Source organism: Sphingobacterium sp. 40-24 (assembly GCF_001899705.1).
GTDB classification, from domain to species: Bacteria; Bacteroidota; Bacteroidia; order Sphingobacteriales; family Sphingobacteriaceae; genus Sphingobacterium; species Sphingobacterium multivorum.
Genome location: NZ_MKWH01000034.1, coordinates 50,231 through 64,769, shown reverse-complemented (window position 1 = coordinate 64,769; position 14,539 = coordinate 50,231). Strand labels below are relative to the sequence as shown.

The 14,539-nt window shown below is 38.9% G+C and carries 12 protein-coding genes; 9 read left to right on the top strand and 3 right to left on the bottom strand.

Annotation, left to right across the window (positions count from 1 at the left end; translation table 11 throughout):
• Positions 1-88: 88 nt before the first annotated feature.
• Positions 89-913, bottom strand: a complete 825-nt coding sequence (locus BGP15_RS12210) for a helix-turn-helix domain-containing protein (protein ID WP_286769670.1) — start codon at positions 911-913, stop codon at positions 89-91.
• 213 nt (positions 914-1,126) lie between these two features.
• On the opposite strand from BGP15_RS12210, the gene BGP15_RS12205 reads away from it, so the two are divergent.
• Positions 1,127-1,939 (top strand): class I SAM-dependent methyltransferase, encoded by an 813-nt coding sequence (locus tag BGP15_RS12205; RefSeq protein ID WP_286769669.1) that lies wholly within the window; start codon positions 1,127-1,129, stop codon positions 1,937-1,939.
• A 27-nt stretch (positions 1,940-1,966) separates the two neighbouring features.
• Here the strand turns inward: BGP15_RS12205 and BGP15_RS12200 are convergent, their stop codons facing one another.
• Complete coding sequence (locus tag BGP15_RS12200) at positions 1,967-2,365, bottom strand: DUF1801 domain-containing protein (RefSeq protein ID WP_286769668.1); 399 nt, start codon at positions 2,363-2,365, stop codon at positions 1,967-1,969.
• Between the two features lie 276 nt (positions 2,366-2,641).
• On the opposite strand from BGP15_RS12200, the gene BGP15_RS12195 reads away from it, so the two are divergent.
• From BGP15_RS12195 to BGP15_RS12185, 3 genes are all read left to right on the top strand, one after another.
• Complete coding sequence (locus BGP15_RS12195) at positions 2,642-4,729, top strand: CBM96 family carbohydrate-binding protein (protein ID WP_286769667.1); 2,088 nt, start codon at positions 2,642-2,644, stop codon at positions 4,727-4,729.
• Between the two features lie 310 nt (positions 4,730-5,039).
• The gene (locus BGP15_RS12190) at positions 5,040-6,161 is read left to right on the top strand and encodes a vWA domain-containing protein (protein ID WP_286769666.1); all 1,122 of its coding nucleotides are present in this window, start codon (positions 5,040-5,042) and stop codon (positions 6,159-6,161) included.
• 6 nt (positions 6,162-6,167) lie between these two features.
• Positions 6,168-7,634, top strand: a complete 1,467-nt coding sequence (locus BGP15_RS12185; RefSeq protein WP_070568647.1) for a sigma 54-interacting transcriptional regulator — start codon at positions 6,168-6,170, stop codon at positions 7,632-7,634.
• A gap of 95 nt (positions 7,635-7,729) precedes the next feature.
• On the opposite strand, the gene BGP15_RS12180 is transcribed toward BGP15_RS12185, so the two are convergent.
• A complete protein-coding gene (locus tag BGP15_RS12180) occupies positions 7,730-8,452 on the bottom strand; it encodes a DUF3667 domain-containing protein (protein WP_115048112.1) in 723 nt (240 codons plus the stop codon).
• A gap of 319 nt (positions 8,453-8,771) precedes the next feature.
• Here BGP15_RS12180 and BGP15_RS12175 point away from each other — a divergent pair, with 319 nt between their 5' ends.
• The 5 genes from BGP15_RS12175 (at position 8,772) to BGP15_RS12155 (ending at position 14,493) form a co-directional block, all read left to right on the top strand.
• On the top strand, positions 8,772-9,188 hold the full coding sequence (locus tag BGP15_RS12175) for a MarR family winged helix-turn-helix transcriptional regulator (protein WP_115048114.1): 417 nt from the start codon (positions 8,772-8,774) through the stop codon (positions 9,186-9,188).
• A 17-nt stretch (positions 9,189-9,205) separates the two neighbouring features.
• Positions 9,206-9,550 carry a GIY-YIG nuclease family protein gene (locus BGP15_RS12170; protein WP_070568637.1) on the top strand — a complete coding sequence of 115 codons (345 nt, stop codon included), beginning with the start codon at positions 9,206-9,208 and terminating at the stop codon, positions 9,548-9,550.
• A 1-nt stretch (position 9,551) separates the two neighbouring features.
• Positions 9,552-9,977, top strand: a complete 426-nt coding sequence (locus BGP15_RS12165) for a DUF1330 domain-containing protein (RefSeq protein ID WP_070568634.1) — start codon at positions 9,552-9,554, stop codon at positions 9,975-9,977.
• A gap of 252 nt (positions 9,978-10,229) precedes the next feature.
• Complete coding sequence (locus BGP15_RS12160) at positions 10,230-12,170, top strand: family 43 glycosylhydrolase (RefSeq protein ID WP_286769665.1); 1,941 nt, start codon at positions 10,230-10,232, stop codon at positions 12,168-12,170.
• 442 nt (positions 12,171-12,612) lie between these two features.
• Complete coding sequence (locus tag BGP15_RS12155; RefSeq protein WP_070568627.1) at positions 12,613-14,493, top strand: MGH1-like glycoside hydrolase domain-containing protein; 1,881 nt, start codon at positions 12,613-12,615, stop codon at positions 14,491-14,493.
• The last annotated feature ends 46 nt before the right edge of the window (positions 14,494-14,539 follow it).

The window sequence follows — 14,539 nt, the reverse complement described above, 5'->3', positions numbered from 1 at the left end:
ATTAAAAGCTTCATAGCGTATGGTATAAATAATTATGGAGCAATGTTACTGTTTAATAAAATAGTGTGATTGTATTTTTGTAAACCTGCTAAATAAAAATCCATTTTATTTGGTCCCGTTCAAGATCAGCTATTTTGGAAAAGAAAATTTTTGGTGTAAACCCTGTTAATTTTTTAAAATCTCTGATCATGTGGGACTGATCGAAATACTCCAGGTTATAAGACAGACCTATTTTGTTGCCATCTTCGAGGTGACTTTGAATCGCAGCTCGAAATCTAATGATTTTTTTGAATTGGGAAGGTGTTTTACAGATATGTTGATCGAATTGCTTATTTATGGTTGTTCTCGATCTTCCTGTTTTTAGCGAAAATTCTGACATCGATTGATTGAGGTTACTTGTATCTAGCATTTCGGTGATTATGTTTTCGAGCAATGCATTTTCAAATAGCCAAAATTTTGATATCCAATACTCTTCTAAGGCCCTGATTCGCTCGTCTTGTTTATCAATGGAAAGGATAGATGTCATCGCGTTTTTATAATCCAAGTGCGGATTAAAATCGGGAAATGTTCCGCTGTTATAATAGCTTAAATCATTGGGTATAAAAGCATTTATCCCAAGAGGTTTGAAGTAAGTGGTAATTTCATTTATTTTTCCCTCATAACTCACTAAAACAGGTTCATTAAAATTGCATACAAGGTTTGTTTCTATCGAATTGGACGGACAATGCTTCGTAATGACCTCATTTGGGCTTACCTTAGTTTTGGTCTGCTCACTTATCGTCACTATGGTGTAAATGCTCGGAAACGTAAAATATGCCGTCGCTTTTTCTTCGTGAGTTTTCTCAAGTACATAGAAGCATTCAATATATTTTTTTAGAAGTAAGCTCTTTGGTCTATATATTTTTATCGTCATTTATTCTTCATGTAAATAGGTGTTATTCATACATCATCTTTTTAAACTTGGATGTATTGGATAATCGATTTAAATATAGAGAACCTTTATGATAATTTTTACCAAGCTTAATTTCTTAAAACACTTATTTTTAAATTGGGGAAAAGATGAATCCGATAGCATTCAATTTTTAGCGTACTTTAGTCGGTAATTAACTGTTTAATAAAAAACCAAATGAACGATTTGAATCCAGAAGAAAATTACATCGCAATAAACAAACACTCGTGGAATAATAGAACAGATACACATCTAAAATCAGACTTTTACAATCTAGCAGGATTTTTAAAAGGGGAGACTTCGCTAAATTCAATCGAATTGGCCTTATTGGGTGATATCAGCGGAAAAAAAATATTACACCTACAATGTCATTTCGGACAGGATACAATTTCTTTGAGTAGACTTGGTGCCAAAGTTACTGGTGTTGATCTATCCGACAAGGCGATTGAAAGTGCTCGAGAAATTGCGAAAGAAACGAATGCAGATGTACAGTTTATCTGTTGTGATTTGTATGAGCTTGAGAATCATCTTGACGGACAATTTGATCTGGTCTTTACCAGCTATGGAACGATTACTTGGTTACCGGATTTAGATAAATGGGGGAAAATAATTTCACGTTTCTTGAAACCGAAAGGGAAGTTTATTTTTGTCGAGTTTCATCCAGTTGTTTGGATGTTCGATGATAATTTTGACAAAATTGGCTATAATTATTTTAATGTTGCTCCAATTGTTGAAACCGAGCAGGGAACCTATGCCGATAAAGATGCAGCTATTTCGCAGTCCTATGTTACCTGGAATCATAGTATGAGTGAGGTCGTTGGAGCTTTACTTCATCATGGGCTAAACATTCAAGACCTGAACGAATTTGACTATTCACCTTATCCCATTTTTAAAAACATGACAGAACTAGATCCTAAAAAATTCAGAATAGCCCATTTGGGAAATAAAATTCCGATGGTCTATGCTATTGTTGCGCGTAAAAGTGAATAAATAGAATGCTGGGAATTGACCAGGTACTTATTTCTTTTTCAAATAACGATTTATCATGGGGCTAAAATCTATTTTGGATGAAGCCTGAATATGTTCTGCCAATACGGATGCGGGAAATTCATCCAATGTTTTGAAATTAATACAGCCTTTTTTAAATTTAGCCTTGGGTAATTTTAATTTTAGTTCTTCCATCAATTCGGGGTTAGTATAGATAACCAAGGAATGGAATGAAATGTAATTCTTTGCGACTGTTAGCCCGTATTTAAATACGCCCTGTTCATTAAAGCTAATTGCATTAGGGTTTGACATGAATTTTCCGAAGCTCTCAGAGACGGTATTGTCATTTTCTGTTATCGCTTTCCGGAATTGACGGATGACCTCTTGCTCCGTTTCCGAAAGTGTATTGATATACTGATCTATTTCCATAATATCGTATTGTTCTTAAGGGCTGTAGTTATTAGCTAAAAGTATCAAATTTTCTTCTATATCGATGTAGGTCAGCATAAAAAGATGCATTGATTTATCTTGGTTACATGTTGACCTGCCTTTAAAATTTTACCCCTCTTTATTTCAGATTTTACCCCCTGTGGTTGGCAAGTTATTTATAATTTAATGTTATTAATCAAATTATACAATTCGTATTCGTTGGAATAAGGAATACGTCTGCAAGAATTATAACATTTATAAACTAAAAACAGCATTATGAGAAAATTTATGATGGTGATTTCTATTGGAATCATTGGGCTATTGAGCTGCCAAAAGTCTGTTCAACTAGATTCTCCGACATCACTAAAAACAAAAGCGAAGGTAAATCTAGCAAGTATAGGTAATACTTACTATATAGATCCCAGCGGAAACGATGATAGCACAGGAACGAGCACAACTGCAGCATGGAGAACGCTGGCCAAAATTAATGCCTCGGTTTTTGGCCCTGGTGATCGTATTTTGTTCAAGAGTGGTGGCGTATGGAATGACACGTTGCATATGAAAAATTCGGGAACGGCTGAAGCTCCTATTATTATAGATAAATATGGCGGCGATGTTCGTCCGATTATCAACGGTGGTGGAAAGAGAAACGGATCAAATGCACTATACCTCAATAGGGTGTCTTATTTTGAGGTAAATAACCTCGAACTGACAAATACAATCCCAAGCGGAACAAGTTATGCTGCTACGGGGATCCGCGTGGTTGGAGGCAGTTCTGCAGGAACAGCAATTAGCAATGTCTCCGTTAGAAATTGTTATGTTCACGACGTCAATGGTGCGATCGATGGACAGACCAATTATAACAAAAGCTCTGGCGGGATTATCTTAGACGGTAAAATATACGGTGCTTTGGTACAAAGTTGCCACGTAGCCAATTGTTCCGTTGAAGGGATAAGGACCACTGGCGATAGGGCTATGGCAGCCAGATCAAAAGATATTATTATCGATAACAATTTGATTGAATATATCTACGGCGACGGAATCGTTATGTCCGGCGTGACGGGAGGAAGTAAAATCACACACAATACGGTCTATAAGGCATGTATGAACACAGGCTCTGAAAATTATGCGGGTATTTGGACAATTGGTAGCTTGAATACGCTGGTGGCTTATAATGAAGTTTACGGTATGACAGGCGGGGGCGCTAACGATGGAGTCGCGTTCGATGCCGATGGCTATGATACCAATTCAGTAACCGATGGAGATATTTTCGAATACAATTATTCGCATGATAACAACGGCGGATTTATGCTTTTTATGAACCAGTCTAAGAATATTAAAGTTCGCTATAACGTTTCTGTTAACGATATCGGTACAACACGGTTAAAAAAGCTCTTTTTGATCGAAAAAACGACATACGATTCCCGTGAGATTTATAATAATGTATTTTACATCAAAAATCCAACCGCCAGCCTGTTTAACGTCATGAATGGCGTAAGTTCAGGAAAGCCTTATGCAACATTTTCAAATAATATTTTTTACACGACCTCGACCATTAGTAGTTTGTCTACCCAAGCCGATAACGGACTGAAGTTTAACAATAATTGTTTATTCCCGTCGAGTACATTTACGTCATTGAACTGGGGAACTACCGTGCGGAACAACAATTTCTATGAAGATCCGGTATTTGTCAATCCAATCGGTGGAAACGGCCTTGACGCTGCAAAAGGTTATGATGTCGGTTCCAGTTCGGCCGCCCTTAATGCCGGTGTATTTATAAGTAACAATGGAGGCGAGGATTTCGCTGGAAATGCGCTGCCATTGGGTAATCCAGACGTTGGAGCGTTTCAGCATGCTGTTGTAGCCAATGCCGGAAGCTCTCTTGCCGATGCCTATGTCCGCAACGGTACCTATGCAAGTACAAATTATGGAACTACAACTGATCTTGTCATCAAATCCGACGCTACATCTTACGCACGTAAAGCATATACTAAATTTGATATTTCGATGATTACTAAACCTAAAGTGAGTTCGGCAAAATTAAAAATGTATGTTGCAGGAGTGAATACAGCACCACAACGTACTATTAATATTTATACAACCTCCACGACATCTTGGTTGGAAAATAGCATTAATTGGAACAATGCACCAATGGATACTGTACTTGTCGGTAAAATTCCTATTTCTGGGATAGGTTTACAGACCATCGACGTCACTTCGGCCATTAATAGATTGCTGACCGGCACTGATCGTAAAGCATCCTTTCTATTTTTAAATACAGCTGCGGCCTCTTCTACAAATGATATGTCTTTTAGTAGTAGGGAAGCTGCCGCCAATAAACCGACTTTGGAACTGCTCTATTAAGCTGGTACTTATTCAGGTAATTCTATCCTATTTGGAATAACCAAATCAAGAAGCCGCAGAGAATGCCAATTCTCTGTGGCTTTTTACGCTTTTCCAATAGCGCTTTATGCTATCACCCAAAAAAATCGGGCTAAGTAAACAAGACTGCTATTAATTTTAGTGTACCTTATTTTTGATGCGTCATACTATAGCCAGTTTTTGAAGTTAAATGGATGTACGGTGCTCACAAAAATTATTATTTCGTAAATTCATACTATGAAGCATCCGATACAGGAGTTGGATAGCTTCTTCATACTAATAAGAGGAATGCATGAAAAGCACGAAACGAAGGAAAGGTTTTCTTTTCAAACAATGTGAAGAGCCGTTTCAAACGCCCTTTGATAAATTATTTGACATTTTCAAAGAACTGATTACCCATACCTCTGGTGATTTTGATGAAGCCATTGACTGGCTTAGGCAATTGGATAAAGAGTTCAAACTGACGACGCCAGCCTATACGATAGACGATTTCATTGCGGATCTGAAGAATAAAGGTTATATCAGGGAAAAAGTGGAGTTTGGTGGTGAAGGTGGCGTAGATATTACCTCAAAGCTGGAGAAAGCTTTGCGTCAGCATGCCTTGGACCAGATATTTGGGAAAATGAGGAAAGGGAAATCAGGCAATCATAAAACCAATCACCAGGGACGGAGTGACGAAAATATGGGCGATTTCAGAAACTATCAGTACGGAGATAGCCTGGAGAAAATAGTTTTGACGGAGAGCTTGAAAAACGCACAGATCAATCATGGGATAGGTGAGTTTGCCTTATCCGAAAATGATCTCGTCGTAGAAGATACACAGTTTAAGTCACAGATGAGTACAGTGTTGATGATCGATATCAGCCACAGTATGATTTTATACGGCGAGGATCGGATCACACCTGCAAAAAAAGTGGCGATGGCTTTATCAGAACTTATTTTGACCCGTTACCCGAAAGACTCACTTGACGTCATTGTTTTCGGAAACGATGCATGGCCTATCGCGATAAAAGACCTGCCTTATTTGCAAGTTGGACCATTTCATACCAATACCGTCGCGGGCTTAAAGCTAGCGATGGACTTGCTAAGGCGAAAACGGCATGCGAATAAGCAAATTTTTATGATAACCGACGGGAAACCGAGCTGTTTAAATATGCCGGACGGCACTTACTATAAGAATCCTATGGGTTTGGATCCTTTTATCACCAGCAAATGCTATAGTATGGCTGCGCAGGCTCGAAAGTTGGGAATACCAATTACAACCTTTATGATTGCTTCGGATCCTTATCTACAGCAATTTGTCGACGAGTTTACAGCTTCAAATCAAGGGAAGGCTTATTACACGGGACTTGGGGATCTAGGTGAAATGATCTTTGAGGATTACGAAGAAAATCGAAAAAAAAGAATACGATAAGAATATATGGATTACACGAAGATTACAACATTTGGTGCATTAAAAACTTCGGGTTATAAACCTAAAACAATAAAAGAAGAATTGCGTCAGAATCTGATTACAAAAATAAAGACGGGTGAAACCGTGTTCAATGGGGTACATGGTTATGAAGATACCGTAATTCCAGAACTTGAAAGAGCAATACTTTCCAAACACAACATTAATTTCTTGGGCCTTCGCGGTCAGGCGAAAACACGTCTCGCTAGGCTCATGGTCAACTTATTGGATGAATATGTGCCTGTGGTTCAAGGTTCAGAGATTAATGATGATCCGTTTAACCCCATATCGCGTTATGCGATAGAGTTGCTGAAGGAGAAAGGCGACGATACACCGATAAGCTGGCTTGGTAGAGGTGATCGTTTTGCGGAGAAACTGGCTACGCCTGATGTGACAGTAGCTGATTTGATCGGTGATGTAGATCCCATCAAAGCCGCAAATTTAAAACTGAGCTATGCAGACGATCGGGTGATTCATTTTGGTATGATTCCTCGGGCAAACCGTTCTATATTTGTCATTAATGAGCTACCTGATCTTCAAGCTAGAATCCAGGTAGCCCTCTTCAATATATTACAGGAGGGAGATATTCAGATCCGCGGTTTTAAGTTACGCTTGCCGTTAGATGTACAATTTATATTCACAGCGAATCCGGAGGATTATACCAATAGAGGAAGTATTGTGACGCCGCTGAAAGATCGCATTGGATCGCAGATACTTACACATTACCCCGCATCGGTTGAGATAGCAAAGGCAATTACTGCGCAGGAGGCGAACTTGGAAGCGGCCCAGAAGGAGCAGATATATGTCCCGGAGCTGGCTAGGGAATTGATTGAGCAGATAAGCTTTGAAGCACGAAATAGTGAATATGTTGATGAAAAGAGCGGCGTGAGTGCGCGTATGAGCATTACAGCATTTCAAAACTTATTAAGTACCGCTGAATTACGCATGCTCCGAAGTGGGGAACAAGCAACTGCAGTACGGCTGAGTGATTTTATGGGTATTGTGCCTGCGATAACCGGCAAAGTTGAGCTCGTTTATGAAGGCGAGCAAGAAGGAGCGGGTGTCGTTGCAGTGCAGCTGATAGAAAACGCGATTAAAAGCCTTTTCCCGATTTTATTCCCAAAAATTGAGAAACTGGAAAGAGAAAACGAGCGTTATCCCTACGATGATATTGTTCGTTGGTTTTCGGAGTCAGAAGGAATCGAATTATCTGATGAACTCAACGATTTGGCGTACGGGCAGGTTTTGGATCAAGTGAAGCCTATCCATGCTTTAATTCAGCAATACCAACCGGAAACGAAACCCGAAGATCTCCATTTTCTGACTGAATTCGTTTTATGGGGACTTACCCTCAACAATAAATTAAGTAAATATAGACTGGGGTCCGGCCTTCAGTTTCAAGATAATTTTCAGGGATATCTGAGAAATAATCTGTAACAGGCAACGAGTAATAGGATGGGTAAGTTTACAGCGCAAACTTACCCATCATGTTATTTTAAAAGGTTTCACAAGGACGGAAAAAGGAGGATAACCTATCTTTTCATTAAAATTAAGTCTATCGATAGACCAATAATAACGACGACAACAGTAAATGACAGATAACCTAAAATATAAACAGCGAGCGCTTTTAAATAACTGGGTATTTTGTAGGGGTCGAAAAATTGTCCAATAGCCCAAACGCTATATACCATAGCGACGATGCTAGCCTGTACCATAACACCTGTATGTGTTACACCTTCAACTAATGCAAAAATAGTATAGATCAACATCGTGATTCCCAAAATAAAACACAGCAGGATGACAATTTCAAAAAAATTAAAACCGTATTTATTAAAAAATAGTTTCGCCCAAAAAGCGATAAACAATCCTATCATGATATTGGCGTAACCATAGTGATCCTGGATCCAGAGGTATATCGAACCCGTAGTAGAATGTTGGGATTCGTAATAGCTCACATATTTGTCGTTTACATGAAAAAAATGGCTTACTACAGAGTATATCAGCGAGGTGATGATGATAAAAATAATGGGTTTTACCAGGCGACTCCTGTTCTCGGCAATATATTTTTTTACATTTTTTCCGGGTGTGGTAATGAGTTCACGAATCGTGTACAAGATGCCGCGCTCGAAATGAAGGACATGTTCAATCTCGTGGACGATATAATGCGCATCAATTCTTTTAAGGACCGCTGGCTGTCCGCATTTCGGACAGAAATTCAGCGTTATATCTGTCCCACAGTTTTTGCAATTTGTCATGTTTATACTATGTTATAGGTAATAAATTTGTTAATATTTGAGGATTCTTTCCTTTCCATATTCTGAAAATCTTTGGCTTTAGCCTCCTATCGATTAGAATTTGTCCAAAAATATTATAGATTATGTCAATCAAGGCTACACCTAAGTGTAGTTTTATACCAACCAACTTCTCTCGTAAGGTAAATAGATTTATTGCGCTGTCGTGTAACCGCGCTGTTGGCAGAATCTTTTATTCTATTCGGCCATTTAAATAAAACTATTATATTTGCATAATACTTGAGTTGTCAAGTATTATGCAAATAACAAGAACAATAATATTATGAACGCGATTAATACGATTCTGAACATTGTAAAAGTTCAATCTGTCATCACCAAAAAGTTTGATGGGTTGAGCTTGCATGGACTAAGTCTGACAGACTTTATGATCCTACATATTTTAAGCCAGGTTCCCGGTAACCGGCTACGGCGAATTGATCTGGCTGAAAGTACCGGTTTAACAGCCTCAGGAATTACACGGATTATTTCCCCCATGGAAAAGATGGGGCTTGTTGTAAAAGAGCACAATGATAGAGATGCCCGGGTCAGTTATGTGAAGCTTACGGCGGCTGGTGATCGAATTTTAAAGGAGGCGACTGTTACAGCTGAGCACATCGCCAATAAGCTATTGGACGGAATGGCCGTAACAGATCTCCTTATTTTTGCTGCGCAATTGAAGTCATTGGGCGGAGATTTATAATTTTAATTTAAAAACACATGAACAAAATAGATAAAAAGCAATTGAAAGCCGAATTCTTGGACAGTAAACCATTGATGGGAGTGTTAACAATTTACAATAGGGTCGAAAATAAAACATATATCGCAGATAGCCTGAATTTAACGGCTCTTTCCAACAGAATCAGATTTATGTTAAACATGGGGCAATTTGACAATAAAAACTTACAGGCGGATTGGAACCAATTGGGCGAGGGAAATTTCCTGTTTGAAAATGCAGTTATTATTCCATTTGAAAACGACAAAATCATTGATTATAAAAGAGTTGTACATCATGCTGCAACTGAGTTGAAGAGTAAAGTGAGTGAAACAACAAGTATCTATTGATATGGCAAGAAAGACGTATTTGTATCCGAGTTATGAAGCCGGAAGGAATCTGGCATTGAAAAATATCCAAGGCCCCATTGTCAATCTCAATTTAATTCAGTTGAGGAAAATCGCGGACTATACTAATTTTCCGGAGATTGCGCCAATCAAAGAAATTTCGGGATACGATGCTTTCATGAATTATATAAAGCTAGCCAAACCTTTTGTGGAAGAAAGCGGCGGTGAGCTACTTTTTGTTGGGCATGGTGACCAGTTTCTGATAGGCCCCGATCAGGAGCAGTGGGATATTTGTCTGCTGATCAAACAGCGAAGTGTGTCCGATTTTTTTTCATTTGAACAAAATCCAGCGTATATGAAGATTATAGGGCATCGTACTGCAGCAATCTTGGATTCAAGACTTTTACCCCTGGAAAATGTCCCGTTTTAAACGGTACTTACCATAAAAATATCGCCTATTTAAATAATAAATGTATATTTGACATTAATGAAAGTAAACCTCGTATCGTATTCTTCTACAGCTTCGTGGAAAAGTGTTTTTGAGCAAATTTAAATTTGTGTTGAATATCCCTTCGATCAAGATAATTTGGAATTTGTGCATTAAATAATCCATGGTTAAGGTGTAATAAAGAAGGTTTACTTGGCAAATGAGCATTTAGAAAAACCTAAAAATTGATCAAACATGAAACTAAAACAAATAGGGGTATTGAGTATTGCATTAATGAGTTTTACCAATGTCATAGCGCAAAAAATATACAATGCAGATAAGGAGGCGGGTTATCTTTTTGCATATTTTGAAGGTTCGGGGGATAAAAATACACAAGAGCAATTGCGATTTGCAGTCAGTCAGGATGCGCAAAACTGGGTTGCATTAAATAACAATAAACCTATTTTGTCATCGGCGGATATATCCCAAACGGGAGGGATTCGTGATCCGCACATCCTTAGGGGAGAGGACAAAAAGTCATTTTATATGGTCGCAACTGATATGTTTACGATAAAGAATGGGTGGGGAAGTAATCCGGGTATTATTTTGATGCGATCTGATAATCTGACGGACTGGAAACACAATACTGTTGACCTGGCAAAGTTATACCCTAAAAAATTTAAGAACGTAAAATGGGTATGGGCACCACAGACGATCTACGATCCGGCTGAAAAAAAATACCTGGTGTATTTTACGGTGAAATCGCATGAGAATGATAAACTTGATTTTTATGCGGCCTATGCGAATAAAGATTTTAGTGGCTTTGAAAAGGAACCTACTTTATTGTTCAGTCCAAAATTTGGCGGTATTGATGGCGACATTGTCTATAAAGATGGGCTATATCATTTTTTCTTTAAGGGTAATACAAAAGATGCTGCCGGAAAAGAAGTAAAAAATGGAATTCAGCAGGCGACAAGTAAATCCTTAAAAGGACCATGGAGAGAAGACTTCCGGTATCTCGATGCCTACGCAGACACGTCTGTTGTTGTCGAAGGATCTAGCCTTTTTAAGTTGAATGGAACAAACGATTATATCTTGATGTACGATTTGTATGCGAATGGAAGATACGAATTTCAGCGCACAGATGATCTCTTTAATTTCTCTTCAAAACCTGAACCTTTTCATAAGAATTTTAATCCGCGACATGGAAGTGTGATTTCAATCAGCAAGGAAGAGTCTCGTCTTCTGAACAATAAATGGGGCGGTGTACCTGGTGAATTGCTAGCTCCTGTGGCTGCGGATGACCGGTATCATTTTACCGCAAAGGGAAATCCGATTATTAAGCATCATTTTACGGCCGATCCGGCAGCATTAGTTAAGGGGGATACACTTTGGTTGTATGCAGGTCATGACTTTGCAGGAGGTCAGAAAGGCTATAAGATGAAAGACTGGATCGTTTATTCTACAACGGATTTAAAAAATTGGACGGAATATCCCGTGTCTTTGCGCATAAGTGATTTTACCTGGGCAAAAAGCGGCGATGCATTTGCGGGACATGTTACCGAACGTAATGGAAAATATTACTGGTACATCAGTTCCAATTGGTCCGGAATAGGGGTTGCTGTCGCAGAAAGACCCGAAGGTCCCTTTAGCGATGCATTGGGAAAACCCTTATTGACCAACAAAGACTGTTTTGCTTCTTCCCATTCCTGGGCCTGTATCGATCCAGCTGTTTTTATTGATGATGATGGTCAAGCCTGGATTTTCTGGGGCAACCGCGAGTGTTACTACGCAAAGCTCAAAGAAAATATGGTTGAGATTGATGGCGAAATAAAACAGGTGAATTTTGAAGGACTAGCTTTTACGGAAGCACCATGGGTTCACAAGCGCAATGGAAAATACTATTTGAGTTATGCCACGGAATTTCCGGAGAAGATCGCTTATGCCATGGCCGATAAGATCGAAGGCCCCTATGTCTATAAAGGAATTCTGAATGAAATAGCAGGCAACAGCAATACGAACCATCAAGCAATTGTCCCTTTTAAAAACCAATGGTATTTCATTTACCATAATGGGGGAATTAATCCAGATGGAGGCAGTTTTAGCCGTTCGATATGCATAGACACCCTAAATTACCGTCCAGATGGTACAATCCATAAAATTAAAATGACAACGGAAGGAACTACCGGAGACTAAGCATGAAAAAGCCGGCGAGCAAGCTAAAGTGGCTGCCGTAGAAGGTGGGGTAAAGACCGGTTTAATAAATTAAAAATGTGGAACGACAGCGTCGTTCCACAAAATGTTTTTCAGTGTAGTATTGTAGGATTCTTTTTACAGTATTCTTATCGAATCAATTCAGAAATTTAAAATGATGAGATAGGCATCTCCATTCATTTCGGCAATTACTTCTCTTGAGTCAAGTTTACTTATGGAACAAATGTAGCTTAGAACAGCAGTAGAAAGAATATGAAAAAGATACTTTTTTATGTGAAAATGGGAATATTTGAGTTTTATATAAATACGGTTGTTGCAATATGATACATTGTATCAATTTTACGTCGATTTGTTCCACCATGCTTAATTGTCATAAAAATTCTGTTGATTAGGTCTTTGTTCCAGTTCTATTCCATATAACCACATGAAAAGACAACATCGTTACGTTTTTTTAAATTCTATTGTTTTAAGCAGCACAGCCTTTTTGGTTCTAGGTGTTCTTTTTTCCTGTTCGAGTAACCGCGGATTTTCTGGGAAGCAGGAGTCGATATATCAGCTTGAACTTGATCGTTTAAAGGAAGTGGCGAAAAATAATCTAACAGATAATATAAAGGAGTTCAATGCTTTCGAGCACCGGCCAAAATCGGACGGAGCTTTTGACGAATCCAACAACAAAGACTTTTTAGTTAATAATATTCCGTATTTTGAGAGTTCCAACGATACCCTAAATCGCGTGTATAATTATCGTTGGTGGATGATCAGCAAGCATCTTCGGGATTATTACGATCCACATGATTCAAAGAAATATTGGGTTATAACAGAATTTTTCGGGTATCCCGCCTGGGGATCCTTGAGTGGAGCGATTACCTGCCCAACAGCGCATCAGTTTTACGATGTACGTTGGCTTCGTGATCCAAAATACCTTCGATCTTATGCCGAATATTTTATGCTTGGATCAGCTTCCAAATTAAATCAACGGGAAAACGGTAATTTTTTGACCCATTTGAGCAGGCCCGAAAGTGTTCATTTTTCCAGCTGGATGGTCGATGGTATTGAATCATTTTTAAAAATTCATCCCGATCAGGCCTGGACGCAAAAGATGCTTCCCGCGATGGAGAACCATCAGTACCTTTTGGATAGCCTATTCACTGTGAAAAATCCCGATGCGAAGACCAACGGCATGTACAAAATTCTGGATCTGTACGATGGTATGGAATTCAGCCTTTCGGCGGTGCTTGGCTTGATTGAGAGTAAAGGGCCCTATGCTATTTATACCGATAGTACATGGAGAGATCTTTATTTAGGTTGGGGGACGACAGAAAAGGCTGCAAATACGACTGCGGCGAAAGACTTTCCATTGGCCTTTACCAAAGGTTATCCTGATTTTTATCTGGTGCGCCCATCCGTTGGAAGCTATTCCTTTGGGAATACCAACGCATTGTACAATCTCTATAGACAGGAAGAGCAACATCATCCTTCGATTAAGAATAAGGCGAAAGCAGATTACTATAAATTCAGAAGCCAGGAAATACAGCGGAAATTTCTCAGGACACTTTGGAATGCAGATGATGGTTTTTTTTATACCTTGACAGCCGGAGACAATGCCTATGGTGTACGGGATTACGAAGCGCGGGTGCGGGAATCCGTTGGTTATACCCCGTGGTATTTCAATATGATACCGCGTGAGGATAATAAAATGTATGAGGTAGCTTGGGCGATGTTTACTTCCGAAAAAGGTTTCAATAACCATAAAGGAATGACCACGGCCGAAAGACAACATCCCTATTATAATGAGCAGGCTTATGCCTGGAACGGCAGAGGATGGCCTTTTCAAAACTCAGTCGTCTATAAAGCATACAGCAACTATTTAAGAAATTATAAAAATCAAATCACTGCGCAGGACAAAGAGACCCTGTACGAACAAATTATGAAGCTTACACGGCTCCACGGTTATGCCCACCCAAATATCGGTGAATGGTATATACCAAGTGATGGTGAGCAATTTGGCGGGCAGAATGATTATTTTCATTCAACCTATCCAGACATAATCATAGCGGATCTCATTGGATTTGAGGCATCCCATCACAACAGCTTTCAGGTTCAGCCGCTGATACCTGCTGGCAAAATGGATTATTTTTACCTCGGAAACTTAGCCTATCACGGGAAAACAATAGACATTGTCTGGAAAGAAGACTGGGATCAAAACAAACCTGGAAAACAGTCTATGTTATGTATTTGGGTAGATCATGTTTTAAAGGCAAGCAGCAAAGATCTTGGTGTTAAAATAGACGTAAATTTAGACTAATATTAACAGGTGTTTAACGAATTTAAAATACATCGATTGGAAGAAT

Excerpts from the sequence above, each read along its gene's own strand:
- BGP15_RS12210 (WP_286769670.1), bottom strand. The coding sequence starts at position 913 with ATGACGATAAAAATATATAGACCAAAGAGCTTACTTCTAAAAAAATAT.
- BGP15_RS12205 (WP_286769669.1), top strand. The coding sequence starts at position 1,127 with ATGAACGATTTGAATCCAGAAGAAAATTACATCGCAATAAACAAACAC.
- BGP15_RS12200 (WP_286769668.1), bottom strand. The coding sequence starts at position 2,365 with ATGGAAATAGATCAGTATATCAATACACTTTCGGAAACGGAGCAAGAG.
- BGP15_RS12195 (WP_286769667.1), top strand. The coding sequence starts at position 2,642 with ATGAGAAAATTTATGATGGTGATTTCTATTGGAATCATTGGGCTATTG.
- BGP15_RS12190 (WP_286769666.1), top strand. The coding sequence starts at position 5,040 with ATGAAAAGCACGAAACGAAGGAAAGGTTTTCTTTTCAAACAATGTGAA.
- BGP15_RS12185 (WP_070568647.1), top strand. The coding sequence starts at position 6,168 with ATGGATTACACGAAGATTACAACATTTGGTGCATTAAAAACTTCGGGT.
- BGP15_RS12180 (WP_115048112.1), bottom strand. The coding sequence starts at position 8,452 with ATGACAAATTGCAAAAACTGTGGGACAGATATAACGCTGAATTTCTGT.
- BGP15_RS12175 (WP_115048114.1), top strand. The coding sequence starts at position 8,772 with ATGAACGCGATTAATACGATTCTGAACATTGTAAAAGTTCAATCTGTC.
- BGP15_RS12170 (WP_070568637.1), top strand. The coding sequence starts at position 9,206 with ATGAACAAAATAGATAAAAAGCAATTGAAAGCCGAATTCTTGGACAGT.
- BGP15_RS12165 (WP_070568634.1), top strand. The coding sequence starts at position 9,552 with ATGGCAAGAAAGACGTATTTGTATCCGAGTTATGAAGCCGGAAGGAAT.
- BGP15_RS12160 (WP_286769665.1), top strand. The coding sequence starts at position 10,230 with ATGAAACTAAAACAAATAGGGGTATTGAGTATTGCATTAATGAGTTTT.
- BGP15_RS12155 (WP_070568627.1), top strand. The coding sequence starts at position 12,613 with ATGAAAAGACAACATCGTTACGTTTTTTTAAATTCTATTGTTTTAAGC.